Source organism: Mesorhizobium amorphae CCNWGS0123 (genome assembly GCF_001686985.1).
In the GTDB taxonomy this organism is placed as follows: domain Bacteria; phylum Pseudomonadota; class Alphaproteobacteria; order Rhizobiales; family Rhizobiaceae; genus Mesorhizobium; species Mesorhizobium amorphae.
Genome location: NZ_CP015318.1, coordinates 3,769,435 through 3,789,188 on the forward strand (window position 1 = coordinate 3,769,435; position 19,754 = coordinate 3,789,188).

Below are 19,754 nucleotides of genomic sequence, written 5' to 3' on the forward strand. Positions count from 1 at the left end.
AAGCTGTCGGTGGAAATGTCCATGTCAGTTGCCGAGTGCAACATCTGGCGAAGATGAACGTACGGCAGCTTCCAGGATTGGCGAGGGGATCGGCGGACGGCGCAAAGCTGCCGTTCGCGTCGTGCGATCCTTCGAGCGTCGCCTGAGCGAACGAGCTATGTCCTACTCCAAATGATGTATGCCCTCCCGTAAGGACAGCCTTTTGCGCATGTGCTAATAAAGCCATTGCAGGAGGATGCCATGCCGTCCTTGAGGTGGGCTGCTATTGTCGTGCTTGCCGCGACGCTCAACAATGCGACGCCGATAATGGCCGCCGAAGCAGTGGGCCAGGCAGTCGTGATCAAGACTGCCGTTACCGGCGCAACCGGACCGCTGGTGGTCAGGGCACCCGTTCATCAGGACGAACGTATCAGGACATCCAATACCGGGCTTGGCCAATTCGTGTTCCTGGATGGCACCAAGCTGGCGGTAGGGTGGGGTTCTTCCGTCGTCATCGACAAGTACGTCTTCGACAATGAGAATTCGGTGAAGAAGCTTACCATCCGCGCCGCCAAGGGAACGTTTCGCTGGATAAGCGGAAGCTCGCCTTCGTCCGCCTACCAGATCGTGACGCCCGCAGGCACGATAGGCGTGCGGGGAACAGCATTCGATGTCCACGTCGCACCAAACGGCAAAACCGCCGTCGTGCTCCTGAAGGGGTCGGCCCGATTCTGCGGCGGCGGCGGATGCAGGGAACTGAAGCGGCGCTGCGATTGTGTGGTCGCGACGCCATCAGGCGCAATGAGCGACGTTACCAAGGTCAATCGATCTGTGCTCGCCGCACTCGGCACCTCGCGGGCATTGCCGTTTCTGACCGGCAATCAGAAGCTTTCGGGAGGCCTTGACGGAATCGGCGGAAATTGCGGGCTTGCGGCCGCCATTCAGCAGGAGCATGAGGCGCGGCCGCAACAGCGCAACTCACCGGCGCCCAGTCCACCCAGTCCGGGCACGCCCGATCCGCCGAGCCCGCCGGACCCGCCAACGCCTGGCGTCACGGATGACGGCAACAACGGCCATGGAAATGATCCGGGTAAGCACGATCCCAGCAATCCCGGAAAATCCAACGGTCCTCGCCACGGATAGGGCAAGGGCGGTGGCAACGGCAACAGATAGCCGTTCTTTTCCTTGGCGCGTCCGGTATTCGACTTCGCTGGCCGGTCAGGGCTAACGCGCTCCTATGTCGGTGTGGACGAAATCATTGCCCTTGAACAGCAGCGAGTCCCGCGGTCGACTGGCCTGTATGAATGCAGGTCAGGAACCGGAGCCGAATTGTTGCTCCGCATAGCCGGCATTCGCTTCCGCCGCCGCTCCGGCCCGTTTGGCAAGAAAATCATCCGCTCTGCGCGAAATCCGACCATAGAAGTCCTGCAAGCCTGCCGGCAGGCCCGCGGCCTTGGCTTTGGCCGCCGCGATGATCTTTCGGCTGCCTGGCGAGCGCGAATGCAACGCCTCGACGAGCTTGCCGTGGAGAAGGCGCAATTCCGCAAAATCCGGCGACGACGCAACACTTTCATCGCCGACGACGGCATTGATTCTCGTCCTCGCGCTCTTTCCCTTGAGCTCCAGCGATCCCGCATCGAGCAAGGCCCAGCCTGCCAGCGATCGTACTGTGTCGTCGGACGCGAGGATGTCGAAATTCACCGTCTTGCACGCTGTCTCGATACGCGCTGCGACGTTCACCACGTCGCCAACGGCCGAATAGTTGAATCGCGACTCCGCGCCCATGTTTCCGACGCAGGCGACACCGGTATGGATTCCGATACCGATGCGAACCGTCTGGCCGGCCCCGAATCCGAATGCATCGCTTTCGTTGAGGCGAGCAATCGTCTCGCGCATGGCCAATGCCGCGCGAACGGCCTTGGCGGGATGATCGGTGACATCGACCGGGGCATTCCAGAAGGCCATGATCGAATCGCCGATGAACTTGTCGAGTGTGCCTTCATTGGCGGTGACATGACGGCTGAGCGCGTCGAGAAGCGTATTCAGAAACCGCACGACAGCGGTGGGCGGCAGTCTTTCGCTGATCTCGGTGAAGTTTCGCACATCGACAAACATCATGGTCAGCTCGCGGTCGTCTCCGCCAAGACGAAGTGCGTTGCGCGTGTGCTCGATGCGGTAGAGGAGCGATGGCGACAAATATTGGCCGAAGGCCCGCCGGATCGCGCGCCGCTCCCGGTCAGTCACCAGGAAGCGGAAAGAGGTTGTCGCGAAATGCGTGATCGAGCCCATGACGATCGGTGCAAACGGGTCGAACAGCAGTCCCGCAAGCGAAAAGGCAAGCCATGATGCGACGAGCGCCATGCCCGTGATCGCCAGGCCGCAGGCGAGCGCAATCGCGGGGCTTACGAAAATCGTGAGAATCACCAGAAGGCTGCCCAGCATCGCGATCAACGCGATCTCCAGCCCGTTTGCCCAGTCGGGCCGCGACAGATAGTGGCCGGACAGTACCTGTTCAACCATCTGCGCGTGGAGCGAGACGCCCGGCACGTTCTCACCGAGTGCCGTGACACGAATATCCTGCAGCCCGGCGGCGGAAGTGCCGACAAACACGATGCTGCCCTCGATCGCGGCCCTTGTTTCGGGCGAGACGCCGCCGGGTGCGAGCACGTCCTTAGCCGAAACATACCGTTCCGCCCTGTCGGGACTGACATAGAGCCAGAGTTCGCCGGCCGAGGTCACCGGGATAACGAAGTCGCCGATCTTGACGGAGCTCATTATGCCCTGCCGATCCGGCACGCCGGCAATGAGATAGGTGGAGGCGCCTTGCGCTACCCTCATGGCTTCGAGGGCAAGATCCGGATAAAGCTGCTCGCCATCAGTGAGAAAGAGTGGAGCTGTCCTCACCACAGCGGTCGATCTGCCCGGATTGAGGCTGATATGTCCGATGCCGGCGGCATTGGCCTCAAGCTGCGGCCGCAGCGGTGTGGCTGCCCTGATATGGGGAGGAGCATCGACCGGGCTCTCGCCCGTAAACGCAATGCCAGCCTTCATTCGCGGCCGATAGTTCCCTTCGTTGGAGATGCCGTAACCCAGGACAACTGGCTTGCCGGCGATCGATCGGGCGAAGATTTCGTCGTTGTCGGGCAGGCGGTCGAGCAGGGCAGGATCGATGCCTGGCACGTCGCGGACAACATTGCGAGGCGACAGACGATCGGGCTCGGCGAAAAGGATGTCGAACGCGATGGCCGCCGCACCAAGCTCCGTCAGTTTCTCGACCAGAGCCGCCATGCGATGCCTGGGCCACGGCCACTGCCCGAATTGCTGCAATGAGGCCTCGTCGATGTCGACCACGCGGACGGGCATCGCCTCGAAGCTGCGAGGTGCCAGCCTCTGATATTGGTCGAACGTCGCTTCGCGGGCGAGTCTCAACGGCTGCGGGTCACTCGCCCGGACAATGGTAAGCGCCGCTACCAGCGACAAGCCCAGGATGACGCCGGCCAGCTGGGCGCGTGTCATGATTTCTGCACCAGTTGCTGTGCCGCGCATCCTTCCTGCATGGTACCCGCTCCGGGAAGTAGCTTTTCGAGCCTCAAGGCTAGGCTGCATTGTTCCCGGCAAATGCGCAATCGCCAACCTTACCGCCCAAAGGAGTAGCGCAGTTCTAGCGCTGGTGCGGCACACCAACGGCATGGCGCAGCGCCTGTCATCCTGGATGCTGGCTATCACTTCGCTGCTGAAACCGAAACGAACCAGCTTGTGGCGGAGGCAACAACGATAGCGGACGTTGAACTTCCAATGTCCGATGTCGTGAGGTGACCCAATTCCGCACGCTCGAATGGATACAAGGACTGCTGATTGGGCCGAGCATACCTATTCGGCGAGTCCGGCCTTGCGATACCCCTCGACGAAATGCTGCACGATTGTCTCGTCACGTGCAGGCTGGCTCGCCGCCCAGTGGCTAATGGTGAACTTTGGGTTCTCGGCCATGAACTGCGCTGCCTCGCGCTTCGCCTCTTCCGTTCTCCCAAGTTGCGCAAGGGTTGCTGCTAAAACGCGTCGGGAGGCAGTTGCGTAGGTCGAGGGGTCAGTCAGCATCTCCAATGCGAGCTCGTACTGGCGTGCGGCGTAGTAAGCCAAACCATACTCCCAGTAGTACCAGGCTGCTGGATGCGGATTGACACGCAGAGCGCGCTTCAAAAGGTCTATAGCCTCAAGAGGACGACCGTCGAAAGAAAGTGTCTCAGAGTAGAGGACCAGAGCGTCGGCGTGGTTCGGATCAATTGCTAGAGCAGCCGAGAATTCCGATTGGGATTCAACCCATTTTCCCTCATGTGCAAGAAGATAACCGAGCACCCATCGGTTTGCGGCGTCATCCGGATCGAGTTGCACGGCTCGGGAAGCCATCTCCAGCGCAATCGATCTCGATGGCTCTTTCGGCTCGATCGCGAATGCCCACGCTTGCCAGAGCGCGAATGCTAGCAATCGATAGGCCTCGGCATAACCGGGATCGACAACAGTGGCCTGCCAGGCGATCAAACTTGCCTCGCGGGCTGCCGGAGATCCGGCATTGAACTCAATCAGGCTTCTGGCTCGAACACAGAGGTCGTAGGCCAAAATATCCTTTGGTCGGTTTCGTTCAGGCCGTGGAGCGAGACGCCCCGCGAGTTCCTGGACGATGCGCCCCGTCACTTCATCCTGGACAGCGAAAATATCCTCAAGCCCCCTGTCAAACCGTTCGGCCCACAGGTGACCTCCTTCGGTTGCATCGATCAACTGAACGTTGACCCGTACCCGGCCCGCGGAGCGTCGAGCGCTGCCCTCCAGAATATACCGCACTCCAAGATCGCGTGCGATCAACCGAACGTCGATTGACTTTCCCTTGTATGCGAAAGTCGAGTGTCGGGCGATCACGAACAGACCTGTGTTGCGCGAGAGGTCTGTAATGAGATCCTCGGTCAGCCCGTCGGCAAACATATCCTGATCGGTTTCGCCACTCATGTTTGTGAATGGCAGGACTGCGATGGACGGCTTTGACGGCAGCTGCAGGTTCCACGAATCGTCGCTGAGTATTGCAGTCTGCGTCTGTGCCTTGACCCGGTAGACCTGTACCGGCTCGGAGATGTTTTTGAGAGCCATTGCGCCAAGATCGTCAAATCGGGCTTCAATCTTTTTCCTGACTTGATCGTAGACATTGCCGGCGATGCAGATGTCACCGGGCTGCCCTAGCGCCTCGAGCCGGGCAGCAATGTTAACGCCGTCGCCGTAGAGGTCATCCCCTTCGACGATCACGTCGCCAACGTTGATGCCAATGCGCAGAACCATCCGCGATTCATGCGGTATCTTGTCGTTTGCCAGCCCGGTTTCGCGCTGAAGCTCAATTGCGCATTGCACCGCATCAACGGCGCTGCCGAATTCAATCAGTATGCCGTCGCCCATGAGCTTGACCAGACGACCGCCGTATCTGGCAATCAGTGGGCTTAGGATGTCGCGACGTTGCGCCCTCAGCACATCAAGCGTTCCAGCCTCGTTTTGCTCCATGAGCCGGCTGTAGCCTGATACGTCGGCAGCAAGGATTGCTACGAGACGGCGCGGAACGCGATCCTGGGTCATCACGCAAATCCTATGGGCGCGTTGCCGGATAGTCTATCACTTAGACTTCATAAGAGAGACGGCCCCGAGAACAATCCGCAGAGTATGGCTGGAGCCTCAAGTCCCACCTCTGGCGCGAAGTAGCCGTTAGCGCTTGGACGAGCGATTTCGGCCTTTGGTGGACAGCGATTGGCCGATGGAATGACCGAGATCAGGCGCATCGCCGCCAAGCAGCATTGAGCCGGAAGCGGAACGTCCGCATTGAAGGGCGGAGCCTCGGAAAACCGCCGTTTGTGGATTTAGCTGCGACGTGCTGCTTCCGACCATCCGCAGTTTCTCTCTCCGCCGATGTCGACACGATAATCCGGAGATCGGGCCCGCCGACGTCCTACTCTGCAAACGGTGCGTGATGGAGCAGGTTGACGGCTGAAGATCGCACGTAGCCTCGCACGTATTTCGTGCCGAAGTCGGCAATGAAATTGTCCCGTGTGGTATCCGGCTGACTTCTTGCCAGATTGGATAGGCAGGTCGTCATCATTTCCTTCATTTGAAGCCGGGGATAAGCCGACAGGATGGCTTCCTTGTCGCCAGCGCCGAGCTCTTGGCAGCCGAAGCCGCCATAGTCGCACCCAATGCCGATCCCGCAACAGGCGACATCGACACCCTTGTGCCGCCCGATCGACGCCGTGGTATGCAGTGCGATCGCGTCCCATATTGTCTCAGCGCGCCGTTCGCCCATGTGAAGGGCGAGGGCGAATGCCCGGCCGGTGCCGCGCTTCTTGAAGGTCCACATGCATCTGCGACCATGACGAGATGGGTGCGACGCACATCAGACAGCTTGCTAGGACGGCCCGCCACTTTGCCACAGTTGCCTGAGCCGCTGCTGGACGTGCCCGACTATGATGCGAGATTCATCAATGCTCGACAGGATCGTCCCTGACTTGCGGGTGGAAGCGAAATCGAGCCCGGCAAAATAGATCCCGCTCGCTGCTCCTATGCCGTCCACCTGCAATGGCTGCTGGTCCTCTCCGACCGCACCTGGTACTCTGACCCAACTGAAGTCGCCATCGAAGCCGGTACACCAGACGATGGTTGAGATCCCGCTTTTCTCGAGGTCGAGCGACGTGATCGGCGGCGATGGAATTTTCGGTGCTACCGCTTCGGCCGGATCGTCTTTGGCCGGTGGCGCCGCGATGCCACTTCGCGCGATATAGTCATCGATCTTTCGGCACAACTCAGCCGAGCTTTCATCGGCGAAGCGAATATTATCGGCAACGTCACCTGTAAAGCTTAGCGCAGTGCCATCGGCGCTAAGCAGCCTACCAAGCAGAACTACACCCTGAGCGCTAAGCGACTGCAGGCTGATGGTTTCGAGGGCGCCTTGCAGTGGGCGGCCGGGGATAGCGCCAGACGGCAGAACGAAGTCCTTCCGGCGGATGTCCATCAAACCGCAGTCAACCAGCCACAGAACGACGTCTCGGCCTCGATAACGCCGCGGGAGGCGGCCGATCTTGCTGGTCGCGAAGAAGGTCTGACGGCCGGCGTCGGCGAGGTCCTTGGCGATCTGGCCGCCTGACTGGCCGCTGCCGACCACCAGCACCGCTCCCGGCTCGAGGGGCGTGGCGGAACGGTAGTCAGACGCATCGATCTGGCGGACGAATGGAGGGATCCGCTGCGACGCCGCCGGCCGCCTTGGTCGGTTGAGGCTGCCGCTCGCGACAACAACGTTACGTGCCGCAACCGTCCGGATCGGCGTACGCACGAGGTAGCACTCGGCGCCGTTCGGCGCCACCTCGGTGACCGATTCCCCGGTATGCACCGGCAAGCCGTTCCGCGATGCGTATCCCTCCAGCATGCTGACGAACTCGTCACGCGTCATCGCCCCTTCCGGGTCGCTGCCCTCATAGCGGTCACCTGGCAAAACCGTCAGCACTTTTGGGATGTTGAAATGAAAGGAGTCCCAGCGCTGCGACCGCCAGGTTTCGCCAATTCGTCCACGCTCGAGCACAACGTGGGAAATACCAGAGTGCCTAAGGCCGTGACTGACGCCGAGCCCAGCCCAGCCAGCGCCTATGACCACCACGTCGAGGACGTCACTCATTCGCTCCCCCAAGCCCGCAACAGCCACTCTAGTGTTCTGACCTATTTATAGGAGTCCCTTGATGCCGCAAATCAGTGTAACGACGGTGTATGCGGAGTATCGAGGCAAGCCTGTAAGTCAGGCCCAGTGATCGGGCGACACTGGAGCGGCTCGTTGCCGATGGCAAGATGAGGCGCAAAGCTGCCGTTCGCGTCGTGGAAGATGTACGGCTTCGGGTCGAACTCGGTCGTTCAGAAGTGATTGGGTTTGACCCAAGAGCCTCGGCTTCAGCTACTGGCGTTCAATGCCGCCATAGGATCTAACCAGTTCGGCCATGTCCGGCGCGCTTGCGCTCGGCGCCTCGCTCTCCAGCCCCTCGGCGACGCCGACGCGGTCGGCGACCGGACGGTTCTGGCTGACCTTCCACTTGCCGCTGATGTCGGTGATCTCGATCTCCAGCCCGATGATGCCCTTGATCTGCGACTGGATGAAGCCGGCCGGCGCGTCGGTCACCGCCCAGGGCGCCTCGCGGCTGCCTTCCTGCGACGCCGTCAGCTCGGCGATCTGCTGCGCCAGCCAGGCCTGGTCCTCGATCACCTTGACCGTGCCGCGCACCTGGACGATGGCGTAGTTCCAGGTCGGCACGACCTTGCCGGTCTCGCGCTTGGTCTCGTACCAGGACGGCGTCACATAGGCGTCGGCGCCCTGGAAGACGACCAGTACCGGCGAAGCGGGATTTTCGGCCAGCTGCCGCCATTGCGGGTTGGCCTTCGCCAGATGGGCGCGCAGCCTGCCCTTCGTGCCAATTTCGGCGTCGAGCAGGAACGGGATCGCGTTCGCGACCGGCCCCTCGGCGCCGTTGGAGATCAGCAATCCCAGCGGATGCGCCCGTACCAGCCCGTGCAGGACGTCCTGCCGCGTCTCCTGGAAATGCGGAGGCTGGTACATGGCGATCGCTCCCTATCTCAGGCGCTTCGGCCGCGGGTCGGACAATTCGCCGGCGAGCCGCCGGTCGAGATAGTCGGCGCATTCCTGCAGCAGAAGGTCGGCGTCATTGGCGAAGAAATGATTGGCGCCGGGCAGCGTCTTCTGGGTGATGGTGATGCCCTTTTGCGTGTGCAGCTTGTCGACCAGCGCCTGCACGTCCTTGGGCGGCGCCACCTTGTCGGCATCGCCATGGATGATCAGGCCCGACGACGGGCAGGGCGCCAGGAACGAAAAATCATAGGTGTTGGGCTGCGGCGCGATCGAGATGAAGCCCTCGATCTCGGGACGGCGCATCAGAAGCTGCATGCCGATCCAGGAACCGAACGAGTAGCCTGCGACCCAGCAGCTCTTGGAATCCGGATGCAGCGACTGCACCCAGTCGAGTGCCGCCGCGGCATCCGACAACTCGCCGGTGCCGTGGTCGAATTCGCCCTGGCTGCGGCCGATGCCGCGGAAATTGAAGCGAAGCGTGGTGAAATCGCGCTTCTGGAACATGTAGAAGAGGTCGTAGACGATCTTGTTGTTCATCGTGCCGCCGAATTGCGGATGCGGGTGCAGCACAATGGCGATCGGCGCGCTCTTTTCCTTGGAAGGCTGGTAGCGACCCTCAAGGCGGCCGGCCGGACCGGTAAAAATGACCTCAGGCATAAAATACTCCACATGGCATAAGAATGCGCGGCGCCCGGAACACTCTTTCCTCTGGCCTTGACGCAGGGCGAGCGTCTTCTTAGAAGCTAGTTTAGAATTGTTCAAAACTGGGTGGCCAAAACCTGCCGGCCAGGCCGCCCGCGCCGCAAGCCGCGTAAATAGGACGGCTTGCCTTGCGATTTCAAGGAAATAACGCGCTATCCTCGCCGAATGGCTTTTGACGGGACCAATTGAAGGAAAATGGCCGCAACTCGCGCCTATCTCGACTACAATGCCAGCGCGCCACTCATTGCAGAGGCGCGCGCGGCCATGGTTGTCGCGCTCGACGTCGCCGCCAATCCGTCGTCGGTCCATGCCGAGGGTCGCGCCGCCCGCCGGCTGATAGAGGACGCGAGGCGCGACGTCGCTCGGCTGGTCAACGCCAAGCCGGAGCATGTCGTGTTCACCTCGGGCGCGACGGAAGCCGCCTCGACGCTTCTTTCGCCCGACTGGCAGATGGGGCGCGGCACTGTCCGCATGAGCCGGCTCTATGTCTGCGAAGCCGACCATCCCTGCTTGCTCAATGGCGGCCGCTTCCCGGCGGCGCAACTGACGCGGATCGGCGTCGACGCCAACGGCACCGCCGATCTCGGCGCATTGGCTGCGGCCCTTGCCACCCATGACAAGGCCGACGGCCTGCCGCTGGTGGCGATCCATGCCGCCAACAACGAGACCGGCGTCATCCAGCCCGTCGAGGCCATCGCCGGGATCGTCAAGGCGGCGGGCGGCATACTCGTCGTCGATGCGGTGCAGGCGGCTGGCCGTATTTCCCTGGATATGTCGGCGCCTTACGCCGATTATCTGATCCTGTCCTCGCACAAGATCGGCGGCCCCAAGGGTGTCGGTGCCATGGTTGCGGCGTCTGACCTGATGATGCCGAAGCCGCTGGTCAATGGCGGCGGCCAGGAAAAGGGCCACCGCGGCGGCACCGAAAACCTGACGGCTATCGCAGGCTTTGGCGCCGCGGCACGGCAGGCGCTGGCGGGGCTGAACGACGTCGATGCGCTCGCGCGCCGCCGCGATGAGGTCGAAACGATCATCAAAACGCTGGTGAATGACGCGGAAATCTTCGGAACTGGCGCTCCAAGGCTTGCCAACACGACATTCTTCGCTATTCCCGGCATCAAGGCCGAGACGGCGCAGATCGCCTTCGATCTGGCCGGCGTCGCCCTGTCGGCGGGATCGGCCTGTTCGTCGGGCAAGGTTGGTCCGAGCCATGTCCTGAAGGCCATGGGTTATGGCGACAGCCTTGGCGCCTTGCGCGTGTCCATTGGCCACGCAACGAGCGACGAGGACATTGAACTGTTCCGGACCGCGCTGGCAACGATCGCCGCGCGCCGGGCGGGCAGGGAAGAAGCTGCTTGAGGGCGGCAAAAGGAATTCGGGCCGCAAGGGCCTGGTAGAGCCGTGCGTTTCGCAGTGGCCGGGTGAATTCCCGGCGGGAACGCACTATATGGAACTTACGCCGCCTCGGGTGCCCAAGGGTGCCGTGGCGATGCCATAGTTTGAAAACTGTCGGGCCTTGACCCCGGCGTGGATGGAGAACGCTTATGCCTGCTGTGCAGGACACGATCGATCGGGTCCGAAAGATCGACGTCGACCAGTATAAATACGGATTCCAGACAGAGATCGCGATGGACAAGGCCCCCAAGGGCCTGAGCGAAGACATTATTCGCTTCATCTCGGCCAAGAAGGACGAGCCGTCCTGGATGCTGGAATGGCGGCTTGAGGCCTATCGCCGCTGGCTGACGCTGGACGAGCCGAACTGGGCGCGCGTCAACTATCCGAAGATCGATTTCCAGGACATCTACTATTACGCCGCGCCCAAGAGCACGCCCGGCCCGACTTCGCTCAGCGACGTCGATCCAGAACTCTTGAAGGTCTACGAGAAGCTCGGCATTCCGCTCAGGGAGCAGGAAATCCTCGCCGGCGTGCAGAAGACCGATGTGTCGGAGTTCGAGGAGGCCAGCGACAATGTCTACAAGTCGGGCCGCGTCGCCGTCGACGCGGTGTTCGATTCCGTCTCTGTCGTCACCACCTTCAAGAAGGAGCTGGCGCAGGCCGGTGTCATCTTCTGCTCGATCTCGGAAGCCATTCGCGAGCATCCGGAACTGGTGAAGAAATATCTCGGCTCGGTCGTTCCGACCACCGACAATTTCTACGCCACGCTGAACTCGGCCGTGTTCACCGACGGTTCCTTCGTCTTCGTGCCCAAGGGCGTGCGCTGCCCGATGGAGCTGTCGACCTATTTCCGCATGAACGAGAAGAACACCGGCCAGTTCGAGCGCACATTGATCATCGCCGAGGAGGGGGCTTACGTCTCCTATCTCGAAGGCTGCACGGCGCCGCAGCGCGACGAGAACCAGTTGCATGCCGCGGTCGTCGAGCTGATCGCGCTCGACGATGCCGAGATCAAATATTCGACGGTGCAGAACTGGTACCCCGGCGACGCCGAGGGCAAGGGCGGCATCTACAATTTCGTCACCAAGCGCGGCGATTGCCGTGGCCACCGCTCGAAGATTTCGTGGACGCAGGTCGAGACCGGCTCGGCCATCACCTGGAAGTATCCGAGCTGCATCCTGCGCGGCGACGATTCCAGCGGCGAGTTCTACTCGATCGCCGTGTCGAACGGCTACCAGCAGGTCGACAGCGGCACCAAGATGATCCATCTCGGCAAGAACACGTCGAGCCGCATCATCTCCAAGGGCATCGCCGCCGGCTTCTCGCAGAACACCTATCGCGGCCAGGTCTCGGCGCACCGCAAGGCGACCAACGCCCGCAACTTCACCAATTGCGACAGCTTGCTGATCGGCGACCAGTGCGGCGCCCACACCGTGCCCTACATGGAAGCCAAGAACTCGACGGCGCAGTTCGAGCATGAGGCGACCACCTCGAAGATTTCCGAGGACCAGAAATTCTACGTCATGCAGCGCGGCATCCCCGAGGAAGAGGCGATCGCACTGATCGTCAACGGCTTCGTCAAGGACGTCATCCAGCAGCTGCCGATGGAATTCGCCGTCGAGGCGCAGAAGCTGATCGGAATCTCGCTTGAGGGCTCGGTCGGTTGACCGGACAGATATTCAGGAAACAAAAGAATGCTTGAGATCAAGAATTTGCACGCCCGCATCGTCGATGACGGCACCGAGATCATCCGCGGCCTGAACCTGACGGTGCAAGCCGGCGAGGTCGCCGCCATCATGGGCCCGAACGGTTCGGGCAAGTCGACGCTGTCCTATATCCTCGCCGGTCGCGAGGACTATGAGGTCACCGAAGGCGACATCCTCTACAACGGCCAGTCGATCCTCGAAATGGATCCGGCCGAGCGCGCCACCGCAGGCATCTTCCTGGCTTTCCAATATCCGATGGAGATACCGGGCGTCGCGACCATGGAATTCCTGAAGGTGGCGATGAACGAGCAGCGCAAGGCGCGTGGCGAGGAGCCGCTAAAAATTCCGGAATTCTTGAAGCGCGTGAAGGACGCCGCCGGCTCGCTCAACATGGACATGGCGATGCTGAAACGGCCGCTCAATGTTGGCTTCTCCGGTGGCGAGAAGAAGCGCGCCGAGATCCTGCAGATGAAGCTCTTGGAGCCGAAGCTCTGCGTGCTCGACGAGACCGATTCCGGCCTCGACATCGACGCGCTGAAGATCGTCTCGGACGGCGTCAACGCGCTGCGCTCGCCGGAGCGTGCCATCGTCGTCATCACCCACTACCAGCGCCTGCTCGAGCACATCGTGCCGGACAGCGTGCACGTGCTCTACAAGGGCCAGGTCATCAAGTCGGGCGACAAGTCGCTGGCGCTCGACCTCGAGGCCAATGGCTATGCCGGTGTTATCGGCGAAGCCGCGTGAGATACCAGGGGCGGAATTGATGAACATGCACGCACAACCGCAGCGGACCCCGGCCGAAACGGCGTTGATCGACGCCTTCGGCGAGCGGCTGTCGCTGCTGCCCGGCGATGGCGCGGTGATGCTGAAGCGCGACGACGCCATCGAGGCGATCAAGCACGGCCTGCCGACGCGGCGCGTCGAATCCTGGCATTACACGGATTTGCGCCGTCTGCTGACGTCGGTGCCGGCCTTCGATCCGGCAGCCGCAACCAAGGCCATCGCGCCGGTGATTGAAGGCTCTGCCGTCCTGCCGCTGCTGGACGGTGTCTCGACCGCGAAACTGCCCGATATCGAGGGCGTAACCGTCCAGCGCCTGTCGGAAAAGCTGACCGATGGCAGCGTCGCACCCGGTCTCGACCCCTATGGCGCTGATGATGCCATCGGCGCGCTCAACACCGCCTTCGTCGCCGACGGCTATTTCGTCGACATCGCCGACGGTGCCGAGCTGGACAGGCCGCTCGAACTGCAGAACCTGCAATCCGCAGGCCAGACGCATGTGCGTCTGCTGACGCGCGTCGGCGACGGCGCCAAGGCGACGATCGTCGAGCGCCAGACCGGTGAGGGCGCGGCGCTTGTCAGCTCTGTCAGCCAGCTTGTGCTTGGCGAGGGCGCCGAAGTGACCTGGCTGATCGTGCAGGAGCAGCCCGACACGGCGACGCACCTGGCCCAGTTCAAGGCGCATCTCGGCAAGAATTCGAAGCTGACGCTGTTCGTCATGAACGCCGGCGGCAAGCTCGTGCGCCAGGAGATCGTGGTCAGGACGACGGGCGAAGGCGCCGACTTCAAACTGCGCGGCATCAACCTCTTGGCCGGCGACACCCATACCGACGTGACCATGGTGCTCGACCATGCCGTGCCGCACACCACCTCGACGGAAGTGATCCGCAACGTGGTGACCGGCAAGGCGCGCGGCGTGTTCCAGGGCCGCATCAACGTCCACCAGTATGCGCAGAAGACCAACGCCAAGATGGCCTGCAACACGCTGCTGCTGTCGGACGATGGCGAATTCTCGACCAAGCCGGAGCTGGAAATCTTCGCCGACGACGTCGTCTGCGGCCACGGCGCCACCGTCACCGAGATCGACCACGACCATCTGTTCTATCTGATGGCGCGCGGCATCGACGAGAAGTCGGCCCGGGGCCTGCTCGTGAAAGCGTTCGTTGCCGAGGTGATCGAGGAACTGGACGACGAGGCGATCGTCGACGCGCTGGAAGCACGGCTCGACGATTGGTTTTTGACGCACGGGTGAGCGCCTGACATTCTCCCCTTGTGGGAGAAGGTGGATCGGCGCGTAGCGCCGAGACGGATGAGGGGTGTTGGAAGGAACGCGGCCTAGTACGGCAAGGACTTCGAAATGGACCAAAAAGTCGAAAGCATCCCCTACGACGTCGAGGCGATCCGCCGCGATTTCCCGATCCTGTCGCGGGAAGTCTACGGCAAGCCGCTGGTCTATCTCGACAACGGCGCCTCGGCACAGAAGCCGCAGGCGGTTCTCGACGCCATCCAGCACGCCTACAGCCAGGAATACGCCAACGTCCATCGCGGCCTGCATTTCCTGTCGAATGCCGCGACCGACGCCTATGAGAAGGCGCGCGAGACGGTGCGCCGTTTCCTCAACGCGCCGAGCACCGACAACATCGTCTTCACCTCCAACACCACGTCGGCGATCAACACGGTTGCTTACGGTTATGGCATGCCCAATATCGGCGAGGGCGACGAGATCGTGCTGTCGATCATGGAGCACCACTCCAACATCGTGCCGTGGCATTTCATCCGTGAGCGACAGGGCGCCAAGCTGGTCTGGGTGCCGGTCGACGATCTCGGTGTCTTCCACATCGAGGAATTCGAAAAGCGCCTGACGAACAGGACGAAGCTCGTCGCCATCACCCAGATGTCTAACGCGCTGGGCACGGTGACGCCGATCAAGGAGATCGTGCGCATCGCACACGCCCGGGGAATCCCGGTGCTGGTCGACGGCAGCCAGAGCGCGGTGCATATGCCGATCGACGTGCAGGACCTCGACTGCGATTTCTTCGTCTTCACCGGCCACAAGGTCTACGGGCCCTCGGGCATCGGCGTGCTCTACGGCAAGAAGGACATTCTCGAGCGCATGCGCCCGTTCATGGGCGGCGGCGAGATGATCGAGGAAGTGACGGAAGACATCGTCACCTACAACGAGCCGCCGCACCGGTTCGAGGCCGGCACGCCGCCGATCGTGCAGGCGATCGGCCTGGGCGCCGCACTCGACTATATGGACAAGGTCGGCCGCGAACGCATCGCCGCGCACGAGGCGGATCTCAAGGACTATGCGCATGAGCGCCTGCGCGCCATCAACTCGCTGCGCATCTTCGGCGACGCGCCGGGCAAGGGCGCCATCATCTCGTTCGAATTGCAGGGTATCCATGCCCATGACGTATCGATGGTGATTGACAGACAAGGTGTGGCGGTTCGCGCCGGCACGCATTGCGCCCAGCCGCTGTTGAAACGCTTTGGCGTAACCTCCACATGCAGGGCATCGTTCGGCATGTATAATACCAGGGCCGAAGTCGACGCTTTGGCCGATGCGCTGGAAAAAGCGCGCAAGTTCTTCGGGTGATGATCATGGAAGACGCTAGCCACACCACCGAGACCGCGCCGGAAGCAGCCATTAACCCGCTGGTTTCCGCCTCGGCCATTCCCGCCGACGAACTGGCACGGCTGACCGACGACATCGTCTCGGCGCTGAAGACGGTCTACGACCCGGAAATCCCGGCCGACATCTACGAACTCGGCCTGATCTACAAGATCGATATCGAGGACGACCGCTCGGTCAAGATCGACATGACGCTGACCGCACCTGGCTGCCCGGTGGCCGGCGAGATGCCCGGCTGGGTGGAGAATGCCGTCGGCGCCGTCGAAGGCGTTTCCGGCGTCGAGGTCAACATGACCTTCGACCCGCCCTGGTCGCCCGACCGCATGTCGGAAGAGGCGCAGGTCGCGGTCGGCTGGTATTAGCATCAATGGGTTGGTGCACTTGCGCCTAGCATAAAACTTCACCATTTTAGGTGAAGAATCATTCGGCAGGCCTTGAACCTGCATGGAATGGAGAGAGAAAGAATGGGACGCTTCGCCGTCATCACGATGACCGAAAAGGCCGCCGACCGGGTGCGCGAGATCGTCGCCACCCGAGAAAACGCGCATGGCATTCGCCTCGGCATCAAGAAGGGCGGCTGCGCCGGCATGGAATACACGGTCGACCTGGTGACCGAGCCCAACACCAAGGACGACCACATCGAGCGCGATGGCGCCCATGTCTATGTCGCGCCTGAGGCGGCCCTGTTCCTGTTCGGCACCGAGATGGATTTCGAGCAGACGACCTTGCGCACCGGCTTCACCTTCCGCAACCCGAACCAGAGTTCGGCCTGCGGCTGCGGTGAATCTGTCGAGCTTAAGCCGGCCGATTTGAAGGCGCTGGCCGAGGCGCGCGCTTCGGCCTGATTTTCCTTCGCCCCGTGAACGGGGCGAAGAAGGCTAGTCCACCCACATCCCCGTCCGCTTGTGCCAGTCGGCGATCGATTCCTCGGGATAGACGTCGAACACCTTGTCCTTCTTGCCGATCTCGGGCTCGATCCAGCTCGCCTTGTATTTCAGCATCAGATGCACCTTCTCCGGCGGCCTGGGCAGCTCGCTGTCGACCGCCGAGGCGAAGGGATGCACCAGCTCCGGCCAGGTCGGGTCGTAGAGCCACAGCGCCGAACCGCACTTTTTGCAGAAATTGCGTTCGCCCGTCGAGATCCCGCATTGCGGATGCTCGTCATCGTCGATCTCGGCCCGGTAGACGCCGAGATTGCGCTTGCCGGTGATCTTCAACGTCTCGTAGTCGGCGCCGAGATTGATGGCGAAGCCGCCACCGCCCTGCTGCTTGCGGCAGATCGAGCAGTAGCACAGCATGAACGGCACCGGCGTGTGGCTTTCCACCTCGAAGCGGACGGCATCGCAGCGGCAGGATCCTTTGAGCAGAAGCGGCATGTTGGAACTCCAACGTGTTTGTCCCTCAACCTTGTCAGCATGGTTTTGGTTGCGGCGATGACAAGGCCGGTGACATCATCGCCGCATGGACAACGAACGCATAGAAGAACTTTTTGAAAGCCTGGGTCCGGTCAGCATCCGAAAACTGTTCGGCGGCAAGGGCATCTATTGCGACGGCGTCATCGTCGCCATCGTGGTGAGCGGCGAACTGATGCTGAAGGCGGACGCGGAAAGCGCGCCCGACTTCGAGGCCGCCGGCTGCAGGCAGTGGACCTATACCGGTTCGCGGCACGGCAAGCAGGTTTCGATGCCCTATTGGAGCGTCCCCGACAGCGCCTTCGACGATCCAGACGAGATGGCGGTCTGGGCGCGCCGGGCCTACGAGGCAGGACGACGGGCAGGCAAGTAGGGCCTAAAGCGCTTTCGCGATCCCCGCTGCCAGCCTTGCATTGTTCTCGACCAGCGCGATGTTGGTCTTCAGGCTCCTGCCGCCGGTCAGTTCGAGGATTTTCCCCAGCAGGAACGGCGTCACCGCCTTGCCGGTCACATTGAGCGCTTCGGCCGCCTTTTGCGCGGCCTGGATGTAGCCGTCCATCTCGCTCGCCGGGATTTCGTGGTCTTCCGGCACCGGATTGGCAACGAGCACACCGCCGCCCAATCCCAGCGCCTGCCGCGTCCGGTAAAAATGCGCGATGTCTTCCGGCGCATGCAAGGTCAGCGGCGCGCGGAACGGCGAATGCCTGGACCAGAAGGCCGGCATCGTCTCGCAGCCATGGCCGACGACAGGCACGCCGCGCGTCTCCAGCACCTCCAGCGTCTTTTCGATGTCGAGGATCGCCTTGGCGCCGGCCGACACGACGATGACCGGCGTGCGCGCCAGCTCATCGAGATCGGCCGAGATGTCGAAGCTTTTTTCCGCCCCCTTGTGCACGCCGCCGATGCCGCCGGTGGCAAACACCTTTATCCCGGCCATATGCGCGGCGATCATGGTGGCGGCGACCGTGGTGCCGCCGGTGCGGCCTTGAGCGACCGCAAAGCCGAGATCGGCGCGCGACAGCTTCATGGCGTCACCTGTCATGGCGAGCGACTCGCGCTCGCCGTCGGAAAGCCCGATCTTGATGCGGCCGGAAACCACGGCGATCGTCGCCGGCACCGCGCCATTGTCCAGGATGATCTTCTCGACATTGGCTGCCATGGCGCCATTGTCTGGATAGGGCATGCCATGGGTGATGATGGTGCTTTCCAGCGCCACCACCGGCCTGCCCGCGGCAAGCGCCTCAGCCACAGGTTTGTGGATGTCGATGAAGGGGCGGGCGGTTTCCGGCGTCATGTCTGTCTCCGATCGCCGCGCGTCCACTTGGACGTCGCGCTGTGGCAAGCTGATCCGCCCGCCCTCATGCCACTTCCCGCGGCTGCGGCACAAGGGCCAGCGCCTCGGCAAAGCTCGCCGCCGTGAAGCCAGGCACGGCATCGCAGCTCTCGATGGCAAGCGTCGCCGCGGCGACACCTTCCCGAAGCGCGGCGCGCAGCGACAATCCGCGCAGCAGGGCGGCGATCGTCGCGCCCGCCAGCGCATCGCCGGCGCCGGTGACATCGGCAATCCGTCGGGGGGCAGAGGGCGCGACGGCGAAAAGCCCGTCTCCGTCAAAGCCTAGTACCGGGGCGCCGCCCGCCGTCACCACGCCGCTCGCGAGGCCAGCGCGCCTCAGCCCCTCGACAAGACCTTGCTCGGAGGCATCGGCGTCTACCCCGGCCAGCGCGACTGCTTCGCGCCGGTTCATGAAAAGCAGGGCCAGGCTGCCGAGCACCGGCATCAGCCGTACCACCTTGGCCGGCGAGATGGCGATGGCGAATACCGGCCTGGCGCCGGCCAGCGCCACCAGCCGCTCGAGTGCCGCGGTCGGCAGGTTTGCGTCGCACAGGATCGCGTCGGCGGCGGCGACCACCTCGCGCACCTTGGCGCGGCGGATCTGCTTGGCGAAGGCGAGGTCGTAGAGCGCCATGTCGGCAAAGCCGACGATCAGCTCGCCGTCACGATCGATCAGCGCTGTATAGCTCGGCGTGGTGCGGTCGAGGAACACCGCCGACAGGTCGGCGATGCCCGACGCGGCGATGGCGCGCGACACCGTCTCGCCCGAGGCGTCGCCGCCGCGCAGCGAAAGCAGCGAGGCAGAAACACCGCGCCGCACCAGGCTGCGCAGCGCGTTGAAGACGCCGCCGCCGACATCCTCGCGCATCGTGCCGGGGTTGGACGCGGCCGGCACATAGGGTCCTGCAACCTGGCCGCGCCGGTCGATATGGGCGCCGCCCACGGCCAGGATTTTTGGGGATGTCGTCATGCGGGCGATATGACCTTTGTTATTCCAGCGGCACAAGCGCTAAGCTGTGCGGCGGAGCTTCGCAGGGCAAGGCAGCGATTCGGTGGATCAATACAATCGGATCGGCTGAGCGAATGCGGGACACATCCCGGAACAAAGGGATGGGACAAAAAAAGAACAAATCCGGAAAAATATTGCTTTTCAGAACGTTGGCGC

Annotated in this window: 18 protein-coding genes; 9 read left to right on the forward strand and 9 right to left on the reverse strand. The window is 62.5% G+C overall.

Features of this window, described 5'->3' with window-relative positions; translation table 11 throughout:
• The first annotated feature begins 306 nt into the window (after positions 1 to 306).
• Entirely contained in the window at positions 307 to 1,122 is an 816-nt protein-coding gene (locus A6B35_RS17670; RefSeq protein ID WP_244426117.1) for a FecR family protein, read from the forward strand.
• 168 nt (positions 1,123 to 1,290) lie between these two features.
• Here the strand turns inward: A6B35_RS17670 and A6B35_RS17675 are convergent, their stop codons facing one another.
• The 6 genes from A6B35_RS17675 to A6B35_RS17700 all read right to left on the reverse strand — a co-directional run bounded on the left by A6B35_RS17675 (position 1,291) and on the right by A6B35_RS17700 (position 9,283).
• Positions 1,291 to 3,495: a CHASE2 domain-containing protein gene (locus A6B35_RS17675; RefSeq protein WP_006205989.1), complete on the reverse strand. Its 2,205-nt coding sequence runs from the start codon at positions 3,493 to 3,495 to the stop codon at positions 1,291 to 1,293.
• Positions 3,496 to 3,849: 354 nt separating this feature from the next.
• Positions 3,850 to 5,589 (reverse strand): adenylate/guanylate cyclase domain-containing protein, encoded by a 1,740-nt coding sequence (locus tag A6B35_RS17680; RefSeq protein ID WP_006205990.1) that lies wholly within the window; start codon positions 5,587 to 5,589, stop codon positions 3,850 to 3,852.
• A 367-nt stretch (positions 5,590 to 5,956) separates the two neighbouring features.
• On the reverse strand, positions 5,957 to 6,361 hold the full coding sequence (locus tag A6B35_RS17685) for a hypothetical protein (RefSeq protein WP_006205991.1): 405 nt from the start codon (positions 6,359 to 6,361) through the stop codon (positions 5,957 to 5,959).
• Between the two features lie 48 nt (positions 6,362 to 6,409).
• On the reverse strand, positions 6,410 to 7,669 hold the full coding sequence (locus A6B35_RS17690) for a flavin-containing monooxygenase (protein ID WP_006205992.1): 1,260 nt from the start codon (positions 7,667 to 7,669) through the stop codon (positions 6,410 to 6,412).
• A 270-nt stretch (positions 7,670 to 7,939) separates the two neighbouring features.
• A complete protein-coding gene (locus A6B35_RS17695) occupies positions 7,940 to 8,596 on the reverse strand; it encodes an FMN-binding negative transcriptional regulator (protein WP_006205993.1) in 657 nt (218 codons plus the stop codon).
• A gap of 12 nt (positions 8,597 to 8,608) precedes the next feature.
• Positions 8,609 to 9,283 carry an alpha/beta hydrolase gene (locus tag A6B35_RS17700; RefSeq protein WP_006205994.1) on the reverse strand — a complete coding sequence of 225 codons (675 nt, stop codon included), beginning with the start codon at positions 9,281 to 9,283 and terminating at the stop codon, positions 8,609 to 8,611.
• Between the two features lie 240 nt (positions 9,284 to 9,523).
• On the opposite strand from A6B35_RS17700, the gene A6B35_RS17705 reads away from it, so the two are divergent.
• From A6B35_RS17705 to sufA, 7 genes are all read left to right on the forward strand, one after another.
• Positions 9,524 to 10,687, forward strand: a complete 1,164-nt coding sequence (locus A6B35_RS17705) for a cysteine desulfurase family protein (protein WP_006205995.1) — start codon at positions 9,524 to 9,526, stop codon at positions 10,685 to 10,687.
• 185 nt (positions 10,688 to 10,872) lie between these two features.
• Positions 10,873 to 12,390 carry a Fe-S cluster assembly protein SufB gene (gene sufB / locus A6B35_RS17710; RefSeq protein WP_006205996.1) on the forward strand — a complete coding sequence of 506 codons (1,518 nt, stop codon included), beginning with the start codon at positions 10,873 to 10,875 and terminating at the stop codon, positions 12,388 to 12,390.
• A gap of 27 nt (positions 12,391 to 12,417) precedes the next feature.
• Positions 12,418 to 13,173 carry a Fe-S cluster assembly ATPase SufC gene (sufC, locus tag A6B35_RS17715; protein WP_006205997.1) on the forward strand — a complete coding sequence of 252 codons (756 nt, stop codon included), beginning with the start codon at positions 12,418 to 12,420 and terminating at the stop codon, positions 13,171 to 13,173.
• Positions 13,174 to 13,192: 19 nt separating this feature from the next.
• The gene (gene sufD, locus A6B35_RS17720; protein WP_006205998.1) at positions 13,193 to 14,461 is read left to right on the forward strand and encodes a Fe-S cluster assembly protein SufD; all 1,269 of its coding nucleotides are present in this window, start codon (positions 13,193 to 13,195) and stop codon (positions 14,459 to 14,461) included.
• A gap of 105 nt (positions 14,462 to 14,566) precedes the next feature.
• Positions 14,567 to 15,808: a cysteine desulfurase gene (locus A6B35_RS17725; protein ID WP_006205999.1), complete on the forward strand. Its 1,242-nt coding sequence runs from the start codon at positions 14,567 to 14,569 to the stop codon at positions 15,806 to 15,808.
• A 5-nt stretch (positions 15,809 to 15,813) separates the two neighbouring features.
• Positions 15,814 to 16,206, forward strand: a complete 393-nt coding sequence (locus A6B35_RS17730) for an SUF system Fe-S cluster assembly protein (protein ID WP_040584091.1) — start codon at positions 15,814 to 15,816, stop codon at positions 16,204 to 16,206.
• Positions 16,207 to 16,308: 102 nt separating this feature from the next.
• A complete protein-coding gene (sufA, locus tag A6B35_RS17735; protein ID WP_006206001.1) occupies positions 16,309 to 16,689 on the forward strand; it encodes a Fe-S cluster assembly scaffold SufA in 381 nt (126 codons plus the stop codon).
• Between the two features lie 33 nt (positions 16,690 to 16,722).
• On the opposite strand, the gene A6B35_RS17740 is transcribed toward sufA, so the two are convergent.
• A complete protein-coding gene (locus tag A6B35_RS17740) occupies positions 16,723 to 17,220 on the reverse strand; it encodes a GFA family protein (RefSeq protein ID WP_006206002.1) in 498 nt (165 codons plus the stop codon).
• An 85-nt stretch (positions 17,221 to 17,305) separates the two neighbouring features.
• Between A6B35_RS17740 and A6B35_RS17745 the strand changes: the two genes are divergently transcribed.
• A complete protein-coding gene (locus A6B35_RS17745; protein ID WP_006206003.1) occupies positions 17,306 to 17,629 on the forward strand; it encodes a TfoX/Sxy family protein in 324 nt (107 codons plus the stop codon).
• 3 nt (positions 17,630 to 17,632) lie between these two features.
• Here A6B35_RS17745 and A6B35_RS17750 read toward each other — a convergent pair whose 3' ends face one another.
• Both A6B35_RS17750 and A6B35_RS17755 read right to left on the reverse strand, forming a co-directional pair.
• Positions 17,633 to 18,550 (reverse strand): pseudouridine-5'-phosphate glycosidase, encoded by a 918-nt coding sequence (locus A6B35_RS17750; protein ID WP_006206004.1) that lies wholly within the window; start codon positions 18,548 to 18,550, stop codon positions 17,633 to 17,635.
• A gap of 64 nt (positions 18,551 to 18,614) precedes the next feature.
• Positions 18,615 to 19,559, reverse strand: coding sequence for a carbohydrate kinase family protein (locus tag A6B35_RS17755; protein ID WP_040584055.1), 945 nt, complete (start codon positions 19,557 to 19,559; stop codon positions 18,615 to 18,617).
• Positions 19,560 to 19,754 lie beyond the last annotated feature (195 nt).